Source organism: Streptomyces sp. NPDC046215 (assembly GCF_040646215.1).
Classification (GTDB): domain Bacteria; phylum Actinomycetota; class Actinomycetes; order Streptomycetales; family Streptomycetaceae; genus Streptomyces; species Streptomyces stramineus.
This window is the reverse complement of record NZ_JBEYZW010000001.1, coordinates 96,835-109,773: the sequence shown is the minus strand read 5'-3', so window position 1 is coordinate 109,773 and position 12,939 is coordinate 96,835. Positions and strand designations below refer to the sequence as shown.

The 12,939-nt window shown below is 70.3% G+C and carries 19 protein-coding genes; all 19 read left to right on the top strand.

Translation table 11 applies throughout. The features are described from left to right. The first annotated feature begins 18 nt into the window (after positions 1-18). Positions 19-1,287 (top strand): hypothetical protein, encoded by a 1,269-nt coding sequence (locus ABZ951_RS00555; RefSeq protein ID WP_344087938.1) that lies wholly within the window; start codon positions 19-21, stop codon positions 1,285-1,287. A 13-nt stretch (positions 1,288-1,300) separates the two neighbouring features. Further along, the gene (locus ABZ951_RS00550) at positions 1,301-1,642 is read left to right on the top strand and encodes a hypothetical protein (RefSeq protein ID WP_344087941.1); all 342 of its coding nucleotides are present in this window, start codon (positions 1,301-1,303) and stop codon (positions 1,640-1,642) included. Between the two features lie 72 nt (positions 1,643-1,714). Next, a complete protein-coding gene (locus ABZ951_RS00545; protein WP_361278285.1) occupies positions 1,715-2,065 on the top strand; it encodes an HNH endonuclease signature motif containing protein in 351 nt (116 codons plus the stop codon). A 204-nt stretch (positions 2,066-2,269) separates the two neighbouring features. Continuing rightward, positions 2,270-2,740, top strand: a complete 471-nt coding sequence (locus tag ABZ951_RS00540) for a phage terminase small subunit P27 family (RefSeq protein WP_344087944.1) — start codon at positions 2,270-2,272, stop codon at positions 2,738-2,740. Then, positions 2,697-4,424, top strand: coding sequence for a terminase TerL endonuclease subunit (locus ABZ951_RS00535; RefSeq protein ID WP_344087947.1), 1,728 nt, complete (start codon positions 2,697-2,699; stop codon positions 4,422-4,424). The genes ABZ951_RS00540 and ABZ951_RS00535 overlap by 44 nt, the downstream gene beginning before the upstream one ends. 62 nt (positions 4,425-4,486) lie before the next feature. Continuing rightward, positions 4,487-4,669: a hypothetical protein gene (locus tag ABZ951_RS00530; protein ID WP_344087951.1), complete on the top strand. Its 183-nt coding sequence runs from the start codon at positions 4,487-4,489 to the stop codon at positions 4,667-4,669. Positions 4,670-4,719: 50 nt separating this feature from the next. Then, positions 4,720-6,606: a phage portal protein gene (locus ABZ951_RS00525; RefSeq protein WP_344087954.1), complete on the top strand. Its 1,887-nt coding sequence runs from the start codon at positions 4,720-4,722 to the stop codon at positions 6,604-6,606. A 215-nt stretch (positions 6,607-6,821) separates the two neighbouring features. Continuing rightward, the gene (locus ABZ951_RS00520; RefSeq protein WP_344087957.1) at positions 6,822-7,703 is read left to right on the top strand and encodes an HK97 family phage prohead protease; all 882 of its coding nucleotides are present in this window, start codon (positions 6,822-6,824) and stop codon (positions 7,701-7,703) included. A gap of 6 nt (positions 7,704-7,709) precedes the next feature. Further along, positions 7,710-9,038 carry a phage major capsid protein gene (locus ABZ951_RS00515; RefSeq protein ID WP_344087960.1) on the top strand — a complete coding sequence of 443 codons (1,329 nt, stop codon included), beginning with the start codon at positions 7,710-7,712 and terminating at the stop codon, positions 9,036-9,038. A gap of 9 nt (positions 9,039-9,047) precedes the next feature. Then, positions 9,048-9,260, top strand: a complete 213-nt coding sequence (locus ABZ951_RS00510; RefSeq protein WP_344087963.1) for a hypothetical protein — start codon at positions 9,048-9,050, stop codon at positions 9,258-9,260. Continuing rightward, on the top strand, positions 9,260-9,607 hold the full coding sequence (locus ABZ951_RS00505) for a hypothetical protein (protein ID WP_344087966.1): 348 nt from the start codon (positions 9,260-9,262) through the stop codon (positions 9,605-9,607). Before ABZ951_RS00510 ends, ABZ951_RS00505 begins: the two co-directional genes overlap by 1 nt. Then, on the top strand, positions 9,597-10,148 hold the full coding sequence (locus ABZ951_RS00500; RefSeq protein WP_344087969.1) for a mobile element protein: 552 nt from the start codon (positions 9,597-9,599) through the stop codon (positions 10,146-10,148). Before ABZ951_RS00505 ends, ABZ951_RS00500 begins: the two co-directional genes overlap by 11 nt. After that, positions 10,148-10,498 carry a hypothetical protein gene (locus ABZ951_RS00495; protein WP_344087972.1) on the top strand — a complete coding sequence of 117 codons (351 nt, stop codon included), beginning with the start codon at positions 10,148-10,150 and terminating at the stop codon, positions 10,496-10,498. The genes ABZ951_RS00500 and ABZ951_RS00495 overlap by 1 nt, the downstream gene beginning before the upstream one ends. Positions 10,499-10,507: 9 nt before the next feature. Next, complete coding sequence (locus ABZ951_RS00490; RefSeq protein ID WP_344087975.1) at positions 10,508-10,792, top strand: hypothetical protein; 285 nt, start codon at positions 10,508-10,510, stop codon at positions 10,790-10,792. Beyond that, the gene (locus tag ABZ951_RS00485; RefSeq protein WP_344087977.1) at positions 10,789-11,205 is read left to right on the top strand and encodes a hypothetical protein; all 417 of its coding nucleotides are present in this window, start codon (positions 10,789-10,791) and stop codon (positions 11,203-11,205) included. Before ABZ951_RS00490 ends, ABZ951_RS00485 begins: the two co-directional genes overlap by 4 nt. Positions 11,206-11,256: 51 nt before the next feature. Then, positions 11,257-11,778 carry a hypothetical protein gene (locus tag ABZ951_RS00480; protein ID WP_344087980.1) on the top strand — a complete coding sequence of 174 codons (522 nt, stop codon included), beginning with the start codon at positions 11,257-11,259 and terminating at the stop codon, positions 11,776-11,778. A gap of 64 nt (positions 11,779-11,842) precedes the next feature. Continuing rightward, positions 11,843-12,181, top strand: coding sequence for a hypothetical protein (locus ABZ951_RS00475; RefSeq protein ID WP_344087983.1), 339 nt, complete (start codon positions 11,843-11,845; stop codon positions 12,179-12,181). Between the two features lie 2 nt (positions 12,182-12,183). Further along, complete coding sequence (locus tag ABZ951_RS00470) at positions 12,184-12,519, top strand: hypothetical protein (RefSeq protein ID WP_344087987.1); 336 nt, start codon at positions 12,184-12,186, stop codon at positions 12,517-12,519. Between the two features lie 107 nt (positions 12,520-12,626). Then, positions 12,627-12,929, top strand: a complete 303-nt coding sequence (locus ABZ951_RS00465) for a hypothetical protein (RefSeq protein WP_344087990.1) — start codon at positions 12,627-12,629, stop codon at positions 12,927-12,929. The last annotated feature ends 10 nt before the right edge of the window (positions 12,930-12,939 follow it).

Genomic DNA, 12,939 nt, shown 5'->3' with positions numbered 1-12,939 from the left:
CACCCTGACGGCGGCCCCATGCGAGGACGTGTCACCCTCACCCCCGAGGTGTCCGCAGTGACATCGGCCGAGTACGGGCTGATCGTCATGGGCGAGGCCACGGCCGAGTGGATCAATGGCGCCCTCTCTCTGACGGTCCTGGCGTGCGATGCCGAGGACTGCACACCCACTGGGTGGACCTACCGGCTCACCGAGCGCCCCTACGACGCACCCGGCCGCTCGTACCCGATCTCCCTGCCAGCCGCTGCCCCTGCCGTCGATCTCGCCGATATCGCCCCGACTGCCCCCGCTGAAGGCGAGTACGTCATCGTCACCGGGCCTGCTGGGCCCACCGGCCCACAGGGACCGGCCGGACCCCAAGGCCCACAAGGCGAGCCCGGATCGGAGGCCGAAGCCGAGGCGTACACCGATACCGCGGTCGCTGCCCACGCGGCGGACACCACGGCCGTACACGGCATCGCGGACACCGCCGTGCTGGAGACGCAGGCCGGCGCCACCGCGAAGGTTGCCGCGCACACGTCAGCGAGCGATCCGCACGGCGACCGGGCCTACGCCGACGGGAAGCTCGGCAAGGCGGCGAATCTCAGCGATCTGGGCAGCGTCAACACGGCCAGAACGAATTTGGGACTCGGCGGGGCCGCCGTTCTCAACGTCGGCACCAGCGCGGGGACCGTCGCGGCAGGCGACGACGCGCGGCTCTCCAATGCGCGCACGCCCACCGCCCACGCCTCGACGCACGCGGCGGCGGGCGACGACCCGGTGACGCTCACCCAAGCGCAGGTCACGGGCCTGGTCTCCGCACTCGCGGCGCTCCTCCCTCTCGCTGGTGGCACCATCACCGGGGGCCTCACGGTCAACGGGTACACCACCCTCGCCGGCGGGCAATTCAACGGGGACTTCGCGGCGTTCGGCGACCTGCAATTGATCGGGTCAGGCAAGGCGTACCGCATGAGGCGCGGAGGAGCGGCCCTCGACTTCGAGGGGGCTGGCACGGACCTGCTGGTGTCGGTCTGGTCTGGTGGGGACTTCACCGGTACCCAGCGTTCCTATCTGCGGCTCAGCGCCGACGCCCAGAACGTGCAGGTGGCAGGCAAGGTCGAATACGTCGACGGTTTGTACGGCGCTACCCGGCACGTCCTCGACGGGGCCGCCAACACCCTGGGGTTCCACGGCAAAACCCCTGTCACCCAGCAGGCTGTGACCGGCTCGCGCGGAGGCAACGCCGCTCTCGCCAGCCTGCTCGCCGCCCTCGACACGCTCGGCCTGATCGACGACCAGACCACCTGATTGAGGAGTCCCGATGCCCCGAGTCAATGTGCCCGTCACCAGCATCACCCGGACCGGTGTCGCGCCCGCGACCGAGGTCAACGGGGACGCCACCAACAACCACAGCCTGGTCAACGACGGACAGACCTGGATCGAGGTCCGCAACAGCGGCTCCACCGTCGCGCGCACCATGTCCGCGATCTACGCCAACACCATCGACGGCCAGACCGTCCCCGCCAAGACCTACAGCATCCCCACCAGCTCCACCAGGCGCATTGGACCCTTCCCTGTACGCCTGTTCGGCGCCTTGCTGCTGATCGACGTGGACAATGCCGAGCTGAAGCTCACCGCCTACACCCTCCCCGCCAGCACCTAACCCCCAGGGGGAACACCCCCCGGGGGGCTACCCCGGGGATAGACATCCCCCAGGGGGACCGAGAGGGGGGCCATGCCTACCTCCCCACCCACACGGTGCAGCGAGGGCGGGTGCCACGAGCTCACCACCGAGGGCCGATGCGATGCCCACAAGCGCAAGGCCTGGGCCAACCGCTCACGCGCATGGGGATCAGGCAGCACACGCAAGCACAGACAGTGGCGAGCCGAGAGACTGACCGAAGAGCCCGAGTGCAGACGATGCGGCACGACGAAGAACCTTCAGGTCGACCACATCACCCCACTGTCAGAGGGTGGCTCACGCTGGGACCCGGACAACGCCCAGACCCTGTGCGCGGACTGTCACGAGATCAAGAGCGCAGAGGACCGGCGCAGGCGCACCCGCGAGCACTACCTCACCACTTGACCAGTGGGCACAGGCCATGTCCGGACAGTCGATACAGCTCCCCGGACACGTTCCGGAGGAGACTGGGCGGGGTGAAATCGGACATCTCAGACGACTGAACCGCCCTCCGGGGGGAGGGGAGTCGAAATCACCAAAACGGACATCACGGACAGCGCCCCGGTCAGCCGGGAAGACGTGAGCTCATCTCGTCGATAGGGGGATGCCATGGCCAAAGCCCCTGCGCCTGCCGCACTGAAGCTGATCACCGGGCGTAGCCCCGGCCGGGACTCAGGGGGCAGGAAGGTCAACCCGGGCCCAGCGTTCAAGCGGGTCCCGCCGGCCGCCCCGGACTGGTTGAGCCCGGAGGCCGCGGCCGAGTGGGACCGTGTCCTTCCCGAGCTGTCCCGCCTGGACCTGGTCAAGGAGTCCGACCGGGCCGCGCTCGCCGCGTACTGCGAGGCGTGGGCCGTGTTCGTCGCCGCGACGCAGACGGTGCAGCGCGAGGGGCTGACGATCGAGGCCCGGCAGGGGACGCTCGCCCATCCGGCGGTGGCCATCGCCCGGAACGCCGGCCGGGAGATGCGGTCGTGGGCTGCTCATTTCGGCCTGACGCCGTCGACGGAGCAGGCCCTGGCACGGGGCGGGGGCGGCGATGGCGACGAAGCGAACCCATTCGCGGGCTCCGGACCCGGCTGAGCTGGGCATCAGCCCCGAGGTCGCCTGGTATCTGGAGGATCGCGGGATCCCACTGCCGGACTGCCCGCCGAAGGTTCGGACGCCCAGCCCGGGCGAGGCTCCGGGGGCGGTGTTCGATCCGGACCGGGTCGACCGGGTGCTGCTGTCGTTCCATCTGCTGCGGCACACCCAGGGCAAGTGGGCGGGCAAGCCCCTGGATCCGGACCCGTGGCAGGTGGCGTACATCATTGCCCCGGTGTTCGGGTGGGTGCGGTGGGACGACGAGGCGGACGGATACACACGGATCGTCCGCAAGCTCTACGTCGACGTTCCCCGCCGTAACGGAAAGACCACGTTGTCGGGTGGGATCGCGGTGTACCTGATGGCGGCGGACGGCGAGCCCGGGGCCCAGGTGTACGCGGCGGCCACGTCGGAGAAGCAGGCGCGGTTCACGTTCGACCCGATCCGGCTGATCGCGGAGCGGGCGCCGGCACTGAAGGGGAACGTCAAGGCGTTCACGAAAAAGATCACGCACCCGGCATCCGGGAGCTACTTCACCGTGGTGTCCTCGGTGGCCGAGGCGATGCACGGCGCGAATGTGCACGGCGGGATCATCGACGAGCTCCACGTCCACAAGACCGCGGACCTGGTCGAGACGATCGAGACGGGCACGGGCTCGCGCCGTCAGCCGCTGGTAGTCACGATCACCACGGCGGACGAGGGCAAGCAGGAGTCGATCTACGACCGGAAGCGGCAGTACATCGAGCAGCTGGCCCGCGGCGCGCTGCACGACCCGGACACCTACGGGGTGGTCTGGGGGGCGGACGAGGACGATGACCCGCACGCCGAGGCCACGTGGCGGAAGGCCAACCCGGGCTACGGGGTGTCGCCGTCGGCGGCCTACCTGCGCGGCGCCTCCGCCGAGGCCCAGCAGTCCCCGGCCGACCTGGCGAAGTTCCTTCGCCTGCACCTGGGGATCCGGACGAAGCAGTCCACGCGGTTCCTGCGGCTGGAGGACTGGGACGCGAACGCCGGCCTGGTGGACGAAGCGCGGCTGAGGGGGCGGGAAGCGTATGGCGGCCTGGACCTGGCGAGCACGTCTGACCTGTGTGCGCTGTGCTGGCTCTTCCCTGATGACCGGACGGGCACCTTGGACGCCGTGTTCCGTTTCTGGACGCCGGAGGACAACCTCAAGGCCCTCGACAAGCGGACGGCGGGCGCGGCCTCGCGCTGGGTCCGGGAGGGGTTCCTGGTCGCTACGCCGGGGAACGTCGCGGACTACGACTTCATCAAGGAACAGATCCGCCGCGACCGCGACGCCTTCAAGGTCAAGTCGGTCGGCTACGACCCGTGGAACGCCTCGCAGCTGACCAACGACTTGATCAGCGAGCGGGCGCCGATGGTCAAGGTGCGGCAGGGCTTCGCCACCATGTCGCCGGTGATGAAGGAGATTCAGCGGCTGGTCCTGGGCGGGACGCCCGAGGAACCGGTGCTGCGGCACGGCGGCCACCCGGTGGCCCGTTGGTGCGTGGACAACCTGGCGGTGGCGATGGATCCGGCGGGCAACGTTAAGCCGGACAAGGCGAACAGCGGCGACAAGATCGACGGGGTGTCGGCGCTGGCCACGGCGATGACCGAGGTCGTCGCCCGCCCGCCCCGGCGCAAGAGCCGCTACGCGGACGAGAACGAAATCATGGTCGTGTGACGGCCGGGAACAGGGGGCCGTGGATGTTCGCGTGGCGCCGTACAGCGGTCCATAAGCGGGTCGTGGTGAACCTGCCCGACAAGGCCTTCGCGGGTGTCCTGTGGGCGCAGCGGGGGCCGTTGCTGGTGCTGCGGGATGTGGAGCTGCTGGAGGCCGGGCGGGACCCGCAGCGCGTGGATGGCGAGGTCGTCGTCGAGCGGGCGCGGGTGGAGTTCACGCAGGTCCTCGCGAGCGGGGGTGGCTGATCGTGGCGTTCGTGGTGTCCTCCGGCCGGCTGGCGGTCACCGGGGCCGGGGTGACGCCGACGTTCGCGGCGATGCCGTTCCCGGCTGCGTCGTGGGAGTACGAGACGATCTGGCGCACGCAGCCGCAGGTGCGCACGGTGATCGGGTTCCTGGCCCGCAACCTCGCGCAGATCGGTATCCACACATTCCGGCGGATCAGTGACACGGACCGGGAGCGGCTGAGGGATCACCCGCTGGCGCAGCTGTTGGCGGCGCCGATGCCGGGGATGACGACGTACCGGTTCGTGGAGCGGATGGTGTCCGACTACGCCCTGTACGACAACTGGTACGGGATCAAGCTCCGGCATGAGGGGCGGTTGCGGATCCTGCCCGTCCCGCCGACGCTGATCTATCCGCACGGCGGGAACTGGATCGCCCCGGAGTACTACGAGACGGCTGGCGGGCGGGACTTCGCCGTCGACGAAGTGGTCCACATCCACGGGTACGCGCCGGAGACGCTGACCCATGGGTCTTCCCCGATCGAGGCGCTGCGGGATCTGCTGCTGGAGTCGACGGAGGCATCGAAGCAGCGGTCGGCGATGTGGCGTGGCGGTGCCCGCATGACAGGTGTTCTCAAACGGCCGATGGAGGCCCCGGACTGGAGCGCCAAGGAGAAGGCGCGCTTCCGGGAGATGTGGCGGACGTTCGCCTCCGGCGGCGGTGCGGAGGGCGGGACGCCGATCCTCGAGGACGGCATGGAGTACGTGCCGGTCGGCTTCAACCCGGAGCAGGCCCAGTACATTGAGGCGCGCAAGCTGACGCGCGAGGAGGTCTCGGCTGCGTACTTCATTCCGCCGCCGCTGATCGGGATCCTCGATCACGCCACCTACAGCAACATCAAGGAACAGCACGCCCACCTGTACCAGGACACGCTGGGCCCGTGGATGGCGATGCTGCAACAGGAGATCGTCGCGCAGGTTCTGCCTGACCTGCCGGGTGACAACTCGGATGTGTACTGCGAGTTCAACATCGCGGAGAAGATGCGCGGCAGCTTCGAGGAGCAGGCTGCGGCCGCGTCGACGGCGACGGGCGGGCCGTGGATGACCCGCAATGAGCAGCGCGCCCGCTTCAACCTGCCGGCCGTCGCGGGCGGCGACGAGCTGATCACGCCGATGAACGTCACCGCGGGCGGCCTGGCCAGCCCGCGGGACACAGCACCGGAGCCGGGGGCGCTCCCAAAAGCGCGGGGCCTGGCGCTGGTCAAGAGCGGCAGGCCGTCTGAACTGGGCACCATCGCCACCGAGCGCGATGCCCTGGAGACCTCGCTGGTGCGCTGGACAGAGCGCGCGGCCGGCAAGCTCCTTGCCGCGGCTGGGGCCAAGGCGGAGGGGATGCCGGATCTGCTGGAGCTTTGGGCGGCCGGGCACGATGACCGGCTCGCGCAGCTCCAGGTGCTGCTGGCCGACCACGGGTACCGGCTCGCGCAGGTCGGCGCGTGGGAGGTGCTGAGCGTCTGGAATCCGGAGGCCGAGGGGTGGTCTGCGGACGTGATGCTGGCTTGGATCCTGGCGGCCGCCGAGACCCATGCCGAGCAGCACGAGGAGGCCGGGCGCAAGGCGGTCGCCCGTGTGCAGGACGAGGGCGGCGAGGGCTGGCGGGAGGCCCTGACAGCTGCGGGCGCCTCGTGGGGTACGGCGGCGGCGGTGCGGGCGGTGACCGCGAGCACGGAACTGCGGTCCTTCGGCGGCTACGACGCGGCTGGCGCGAGCGGGCTGACCCGCAAGGTGTGGGTCACCGGGGGGAAGAACCCGCGTCCCTCGCACAAGGCCCAGAACGGCGAGCGGGTCGGCCTGGATGACGTGTTCTCCAACGGGCTGCGCTGGCCCGGTGACGGGCGGGGCGAGGCGAAAGAGCTCGCGAACTGCCATTGCACTCTCGACTACGCGAAGGAGGGCTGACATGGAGTGGGCCCGGCCATTCAACCTCCACCTGGCTGATGGGCGCATTTGGCACGGGGCGCAGTTCCCGACAGGGGAAGTCTGCGTCGCTCACCTTGGCGAGCCGTCCGGTGGTTTCACTGTGGGGCTGTCACTTGACGCTGTGCTGGGTGATCGAGTGCCGGGCCACCCGCTGAAGGGTGCCCGCGTGCAGTGGGCGGACGAGGAGAGTTGACGTGCGCACCAAAGACTTCTCCGCCAGGGTGAAGGCGGCGGGCGTCGCCGACGGGCTTGCCGAGGGGCAGTTCACGGCGCTGGTTTCGGTGTTCGGCAACGAGGACTCGGTGGGCGACATCGTGCGTCCCGGGGCGTTCACGGAGACTCTCGCCGAGTGGCAGGCCAAGGGGGACCCGATCCCGGTGATCTGGTCGCACGCCTGGGGCGACCCGTTCGCCCACGTGGGCACCGTGCTGAAGGCGACGGAGACCTTGCAGGGATTGGAGGTCACCGGGCAGATCGACGACCTCGACACGAATCCCACCGCGGCACAGGTGTACCGGCTGCTGAAAGGCAGACGCGTCACTCAGTTCTCCTTCGCCTACGACGTCGGTGAAGGCGCCTGGGTGACAGACGACGAGCACCCGTGGGGCGGCTACTACGAACTGCGCCGCCTCAAGCTCCACGAGGTCGGTCCGTGCCTGGTGGGCGCGAACCAGGAGACCGAACTCCTGGCCGCGAAGGCGGCAGGCCTGGCGCGCGGCACCAAGGCAGGACGCGTCCTGTCGCAGAAGAACTTCGAGTCGCTCACCGCCGCCTACCAGGCGATCGGTGAAGTGCTCGACTCCGCGCAGCCCGAGAAGGCTGCCGACCGCAAGACGTCCGACGAGCCCGGCCAGCCGGGCGCCGAGGCAGCCGACGGCACCACGCCCTCCGCTCAGCCCGAGGCGTCCCCGCCCGCCCAGGAGCCCACGGACGAACCCGCCAGCAGCACCGAGGACGAGACCACGCCGGACCTCCGCGAAGCGCCCGATGAGGGTGCCGCCAAGGCCGCCGCCGCCTCTGCCCGTCTGCGCACCGAGTTCCAGCTGAAGGAGCTGGAGCTCTCGCTCACGGAATGAGGACACATGCCCAGCAAGATCGAAGAGCTCAAGGAGCTCATGAAGCATCACCTCCTCGAAGCCCGTCAGATCACCAAGACAGCCGAGGAAGACGGCGACCGCGACTTCACCCCCGACGAGGCCGGCCAGCTGCGCGAGCACATGGCGAAGGCCACCGAGGCGAAGAGCGAGATCGAGCGGCTCAAGGGAAATGACGAGCTGAAGAAGACGCTCGCCGACCTCGGCGATGACATCGCCCTCAACGCGAAGACCGACGAGGACGGCAGCCGCCGTACCGCCTCCGGCTTCCAGCTGCCTGAGCGGGGCAAGTCGCTGGGCGAGCAGTTCACTCAGTCCGCCGAGTACAAGGGCCTCCTCGCGCAGGCGCGCGGCGGCGCGTTCGGCGCCAAGCAGCGCGTGCAGTCGGAGATGTTCGGCGTCAAGAGCCTCGTCACCGGCGCCTCGGACACCTCCGGCGGGGCCTTCGTTCAGAACGACTGGCGCGGCCTCCAGGTCGGCATCGACGTCTTCCAGCGCCCGCTGCGGATGCGGGACGTGGTCACCAACGGCACGACCACCTCGGACACGGTGGAGTATGTCCGCGTCACCTCCGTGACGAACAACGCCGCCCCGGTGCCGGAGGCGACGTCGTCGGCGGCGCCGACCGCTCCAGGCGGAGCGGGCGCGCTGGTGAACAACGCGGGCGGCGGCTACAAGCCGGAGTCCGGCCTCGCCCTCGCGAAGGTCACCGCCGCGGTGAAGACGATCGCGCACTGGATGCCGGTCACCAAGCGGGCCCTGTCCGACGCCGCCCAGATTCGCACCCTCATCGACGCCTTCCTCCGCTACGGCCTGGAGGAGGAGCTTGAGGACCAGATGGTCCAGGGCGACAACACCGGAGAGAACTTCGAAGGGCTGTCCAACGTGTCCGGTGTGCAGGCTCAGGCCTGGGACACGGACCCGCTGACCACCACCCGCAAGGCCAAGACCAAGGTCCGCACGGTCGGCCGGTCGGTGGCCAACGCCTACCTGCTCAACCCCACCGATCTCGAGACCCTGGACCTGCTCCAGGACAACGAAGCGCGCTACTACTTCGGCGGCCCGGCCGGCACGGGCGGCGCGGGGACCCTGTGGGGGCTGCCGGTCATCGAGACCGAGGCCGTCCCCGCGGGCACCGGCTACGTCGGCGACTTCCGCAAGGCCGTGCTGTGGGACCGCGAGCAGGCCACCATCCAGATGACCGACTCCCACCTGGACTTCTTCGTCCGCAACCTCGTCGCGATCCTCGCCGAGATGCGCGCGGCTTTCGGTGTGCTCCAGCCGTCCGCGTTCGTCGAGATCGACCTGACGGCCTAAGGGGCTGACATGGCATACCTCAACCCCGGCGCCGGGGCGGCCCGTGAGGGCAAGCAGACCGCCGCCGTCGCCAACGCCGCCGCTGCCACAGCCGCGGCGGCGGCCGGCGCGAACCCGACGAAGGCGGAGTTCGACGCGCTGCTGACGGATGTCAACGCGCTGCGCACGAAGCTGAACGCGCTGCTGGCGGCCATGCGCACGTCCGGCCAGCTCGCGCCCTGATGCTGTTCACCTCGCGCATGGTCAGAGGGCGGTGCCCGTGCGGCGCCGAGCACGCGGCATGCGGCCCGCCCTCAACCGTCACCCCCGTCGACATCCCCGATCAGGAGGTGGCCGCTGTGGGCGGTCCGCTGAAGAACTACCGGTACGTCACCGATGCCGGACACGAGACGACCCTGAAGCTCAACGCGGCCGACGCCGAACTGCGCGGCCTGACCGACGACGACCTAGTCGACGCCCCCCAGCCAGCGCCGGATGACGCGGACAAGCCGACCGCCAAGGGGCGTGCGGCGGCGCCGAACAAGGCACGCACCACCGCGGCGAACAAGGCCGGCGGCGGTGGCCACTGACCTGCTCGCCGACCCGGCCGAACTGGCCGTGTGGCTCGGGCGGCCCGCCGACGATCCCAAGCTGGTGGCCGCCCTGCGCGCGGCCACACGGCGCTTCCGGGGGGCGGTAGGCCACCCGGTCACCCTCGTCGCCGGGGACACCGTCCGCCTGGACGGCACCGGGCGGGCCACGGTTCTGCTGCCGGTGTGGCCGACCGTGTCGGTCGACTCCGTCAAGCTCGACGGCACCCTCCTGGTGGAGGGCACCGACTACGAATGGTCGGAGTCGGGCATCCTGCGCCGCCTGGGCTGCCAGTACTGGCCGGCCCGTCTGGGCTGCCTGGAAGCTGTCTACGGGCACGGGTGGGCGGAGATCCCCGACGACGTCGCCGAGGTCGTCATCGACCAGGCACGCAGCCTGTACACGGTGGTGCCGGGCGTGCAGTCCAAGGCGGTCGGCGGCCAGTCGGTGACGTTCGGGGCGCAGGCGGCGGTCGGGGTGACGTCACAGTGGTCGGCGGCGGTGGCCCGGCACAAGGTCCGTACCGGGAGCGACGTCTGATGATGTTCTTCGACCAGGACATCGTGCGCGTGCGCGCGGGCATGCGCGTGGACCGCGGCGGCAACACGGTGCCCGACTGGTCCCCTGATGCCGTCTCACGCCTGGCGATCACCGAGGTCAGCATCCAGCCGACCACCGCCACCGAGACGGCGACGCCGGACCGCACGGCAGTGGTCACGGGCTGGCACGTCCAGTCCCAGCCCGGCACCGATCTCGACATCCGCGCCGTGGACCGCGTCGAGTGGGACGGCATGCTCCTCGAGGTCGACGGCGAGATCGCCCGCTGGACGGACCCCGTCGAGGGCGGCGTCCACCACGTGGAACTGGACCTGGTCCGCGCGACCGGATAGGAGCCCGCCATGCTCACCGATTTCCGGCTGGACTACGCGGGCGTGCGCGAGATCCTGCGCGGCCCCGAAGTCCGGGCCCTGGTCGACGGCGTCGCCGCCGAGGTCGCCGCAAGCGCGCGAGCGATGGTGCCCGACGGCGTGCCCGTGCTGGTGCGCGCCTACACCACCGACCGCGGGGCGGCGTCCGTGGTCATCGCCCACCCGCGCGGGATGGCCCTCCAGGCCAAGCACGGCGTCCTGACCCGGGCCGCCGGTGCGGCACGGCTGGAGGTCAAGGAGTGGGGGGCTCGGTGAAACCGCTGGTGGTCTTCGCCGACGCCCAGGCCGCCGCCGCCGACGTTCTGCGTGCCGCGCTGACCGGGCGCCTGGAGCCGTATGCGGCTGGCGTGAGCGTGGGCACCCGGGTGCCCGGCGACCGCTCGCCGGAGACCCCCCGCCTGCCCTACGTCCTGGTCCGCAAGGACGGCGATCTCCCGCACTCCTCGATGGCCAACACGCGCGCGACGCTGCGGATCACCGTCTGGCATACGGATGCCGACCAGGCGCATGACCTGGCTCAGCTGTGCCAGGGCCTGCTGATCGTCCATTCCGGCCCGGTGATCCGCGGCGTGCGCCCGGCCACCGGCCCGCTCGCTGCCGTCGACGACGCCTCCGACACCGACCTGAGCACGTTCACCGTGCTCGCCAACGTCCGGCCCACGGCCTGACCGCACTGACCGAACCGCGACGTCCTGACCGACACACATGAGGAGGACGCCGTGGCCGGCGACCCGACCAATGCCGCACTGTGGACCGACGCCGATGTGTACGTCGGGCCGCTGACCGCCGTGAACCCCGCGACCGTCGATGATCCTTTCCCTTCCGAGTGGGATCTGGTCGGTCTCCTCGACGGCGACGACGGATTCACCGAGTCCCGCGACGAGGACGTCGACGACAAGTACGCCTGGGGCGGCATCCTCGTGCGCACCTCCCGCGCGCACTTCAAGCTCACCAAGTCCTTCACCGCGCTGGAGGACAACGAGACCACCCGCTCCCTGCTGTGGCCCGGCAGCACGGACTCCCAGATCATCGTCCCGCGACCGGCGCAGGTGAAGATGGCGTTCGAGGTCCGCGAGGACGACAAGATCAAGCGCCTGATCACCGCCCAGTACGCCGAGGTCACCGTCGACGGCGACGTCACCGAGAACGAGACCGACCTCGCCACCGCCAAGTTCATCGCGACGATCTTCCCGACGTCCGGGAAGGTCCTCTTCATCCGCCAGTTCACCGCCGGCGCCTGAGCCCCGGGGCGCGGCCCTTGCGTCGCGGTTCGGACCGCGCCCCGGCCCAATCGAAGGAACCGCGATGCCCCTTCGCTACACCGACGAGCAGGTCACGGCCAAGGCCGCCCAGCTCGGCCTTATCGCCGACGGCCAGACGTTGCCGCGCCACCTGCGCAGCAAGGTCATCGCCGCCCTGCACAGCGAACGCCCCCGCTCCACCGGCGCCTTGCCGCCCGTCGCCGAGCGCATCGTGATCCAGCCCGGCGGCGCCGTCGAGGTCGACGGCCGCCCCTTCCCCTGGCTGGTCCAGTCCGACCTCATCGAGGTCACCCTCCAGCCCGACGGCGCCGGCATGGTCCGCCTGACCTTGCCCGCCCGCAACGTCCAGATCCTCCAGCCCGCACCTGAGAGCGAGACCTGACCATGGCACCCCGAACCGCGACCGACGATCAGCCTTTCGACTTCAACCTCGACGCCGTCAAGGCCGAGGTCGACCTCACCCCCTGGCGCGTCCACTGGAACGGCCGGCGCTGGGAGTTCGCCCACATGCAGAGCCTGGACGTGTGGGCCCTGATGGAAGCGGCCGAGGGCGGCGACACCCAGGCCATGACGGGCATCTTCCGCGCCGCGCTCGGTGACGAGGCATGGGCGGAGTTCCGCAAGGTGAAGCTGCCGCAGTACAAGCTCAAGGCCCTCTTCGACGGATACCGGCGGCACTCCGGGCTGGAGCCGGGGGAATCCGCGGCCTCTGCGAGCTGATCCGCCACCACGGACCAGCCGTAGAGGCAGACCTCCGCCGCGAGTACGGGGTACGCCTTCGTGACCTCTTCACCGGTGAGCTGACCTGGCGGGAGCTGTCGAGCCTGGTGCGCGGCCTGTCCCCCCGCGCGGCCACGCGCACCGTGCTCAACCACGGCCGACCGGAACCCACCGGCGAACAGGTCCTGCTGGCCGACGTCTTCGACATGATCCAGCACCTGGACTGGCACGTGCAGGCCGCCAACGTGGCCAAGAGATCTGACCTGCCGAAGCGGCCCAAGCCTTACCCGCGCTGGTGGGACACCACCTCGCGCCGGACCCACAGCCCGGAGCGCGTCGCGCGCATCGAGGATGCCCGACGCCGCCAGAGCGCACGCCGCCGCGCCATCGCTGAGGGCCGTATCGCCTGACACCGGACCG

Bases quoted from the DNA above. Each gene is read 5' to 3' on its own strand.
- ABZ951_RS00535 (WP_344087947.1), top strand. From the start codon at position 2,697: ATGGCGACGAAGCGAACCCATTCGCGGGCTCCGGACCCGGCTGAGCTG.
- ABZ951_RS00515 (WP_344087960.1), top strand. From the start codon at position 7,710: ATGCCCAGCAAGATCGAAGAGCTCAAGGAGCTCATGAAGCATCACCTC.
- ABZ951_RS00550 (WP_344087941.1), top strand. From the start codon at position 1,301: ATGCCCCGAGTCAATGTGCCCGTCACCAGCATCACCCGGACCGGTGTC.
- ABZ951_RS00545 (WP_361278285.1), top strand. From the start codon at position 1,715: ATGCCTACCTCCCCACCCACACGGTGCAGCGAGGGCGGGTGCCACGAG.
- ABZ951_RS00490 (WP_344087975.1), top strand. From the start codon at position 10,508: ATGCTCACCGATTTCCGGCTGGACTACGCGGGCGTGCGCGAGATCCTG.
- ABZ951_RS00510 (WP_344087963.1), top strand. From the start codon at position 9,048: ATGGCATACCTCAACCCCGGCGCCGGGGCGGCCCGTGAGGGCAAGCAG.
- ABZ951_RS00555 (WP_344087938.1), top strand. From the start codon at position 19: ATGCGAGGACGTGTCACCCTCACCCCCGAGGTGTCCGCAGTGACATCG.
- ABZ951_RS00505 (WP_344087966.1), top strand. From the start codon at position 9,260: ATGCTGTTCACCTCGCGCATGGTCAGAGGGCGGTGCCCGTGCGGCGCC.
- ABZ951_RS00475 (WP_344087983.1), top strand. From the start codon at position 11,843: ATGCCCCTTCGCTACACCGACGAGCAGGTCACGGCCAAGGCCGCCCAG.
- ABZ951_RS00470 (WP_344087987.1), top strand. From the start codon at position 12,184: ATGGCACCCCGAACCGCGACCGACGATCAGCCTTTCGACTTCAACCTC.
- ABZ951_RS00495 (WP_344087972.1), top strand. From the start codon at position 10,148: ATGATGTTCTTCGACCAGGACATCGTGCGCGTGCGCGCGGGCATGCGC.
- ABZ951_RS00540 (WP_344087944.1), top strand. From the start codon at position 2,270: ATGGCCAAAGCCCCTGCGCCTGCCGCACTGAAGCTGATCACCGGGCGT.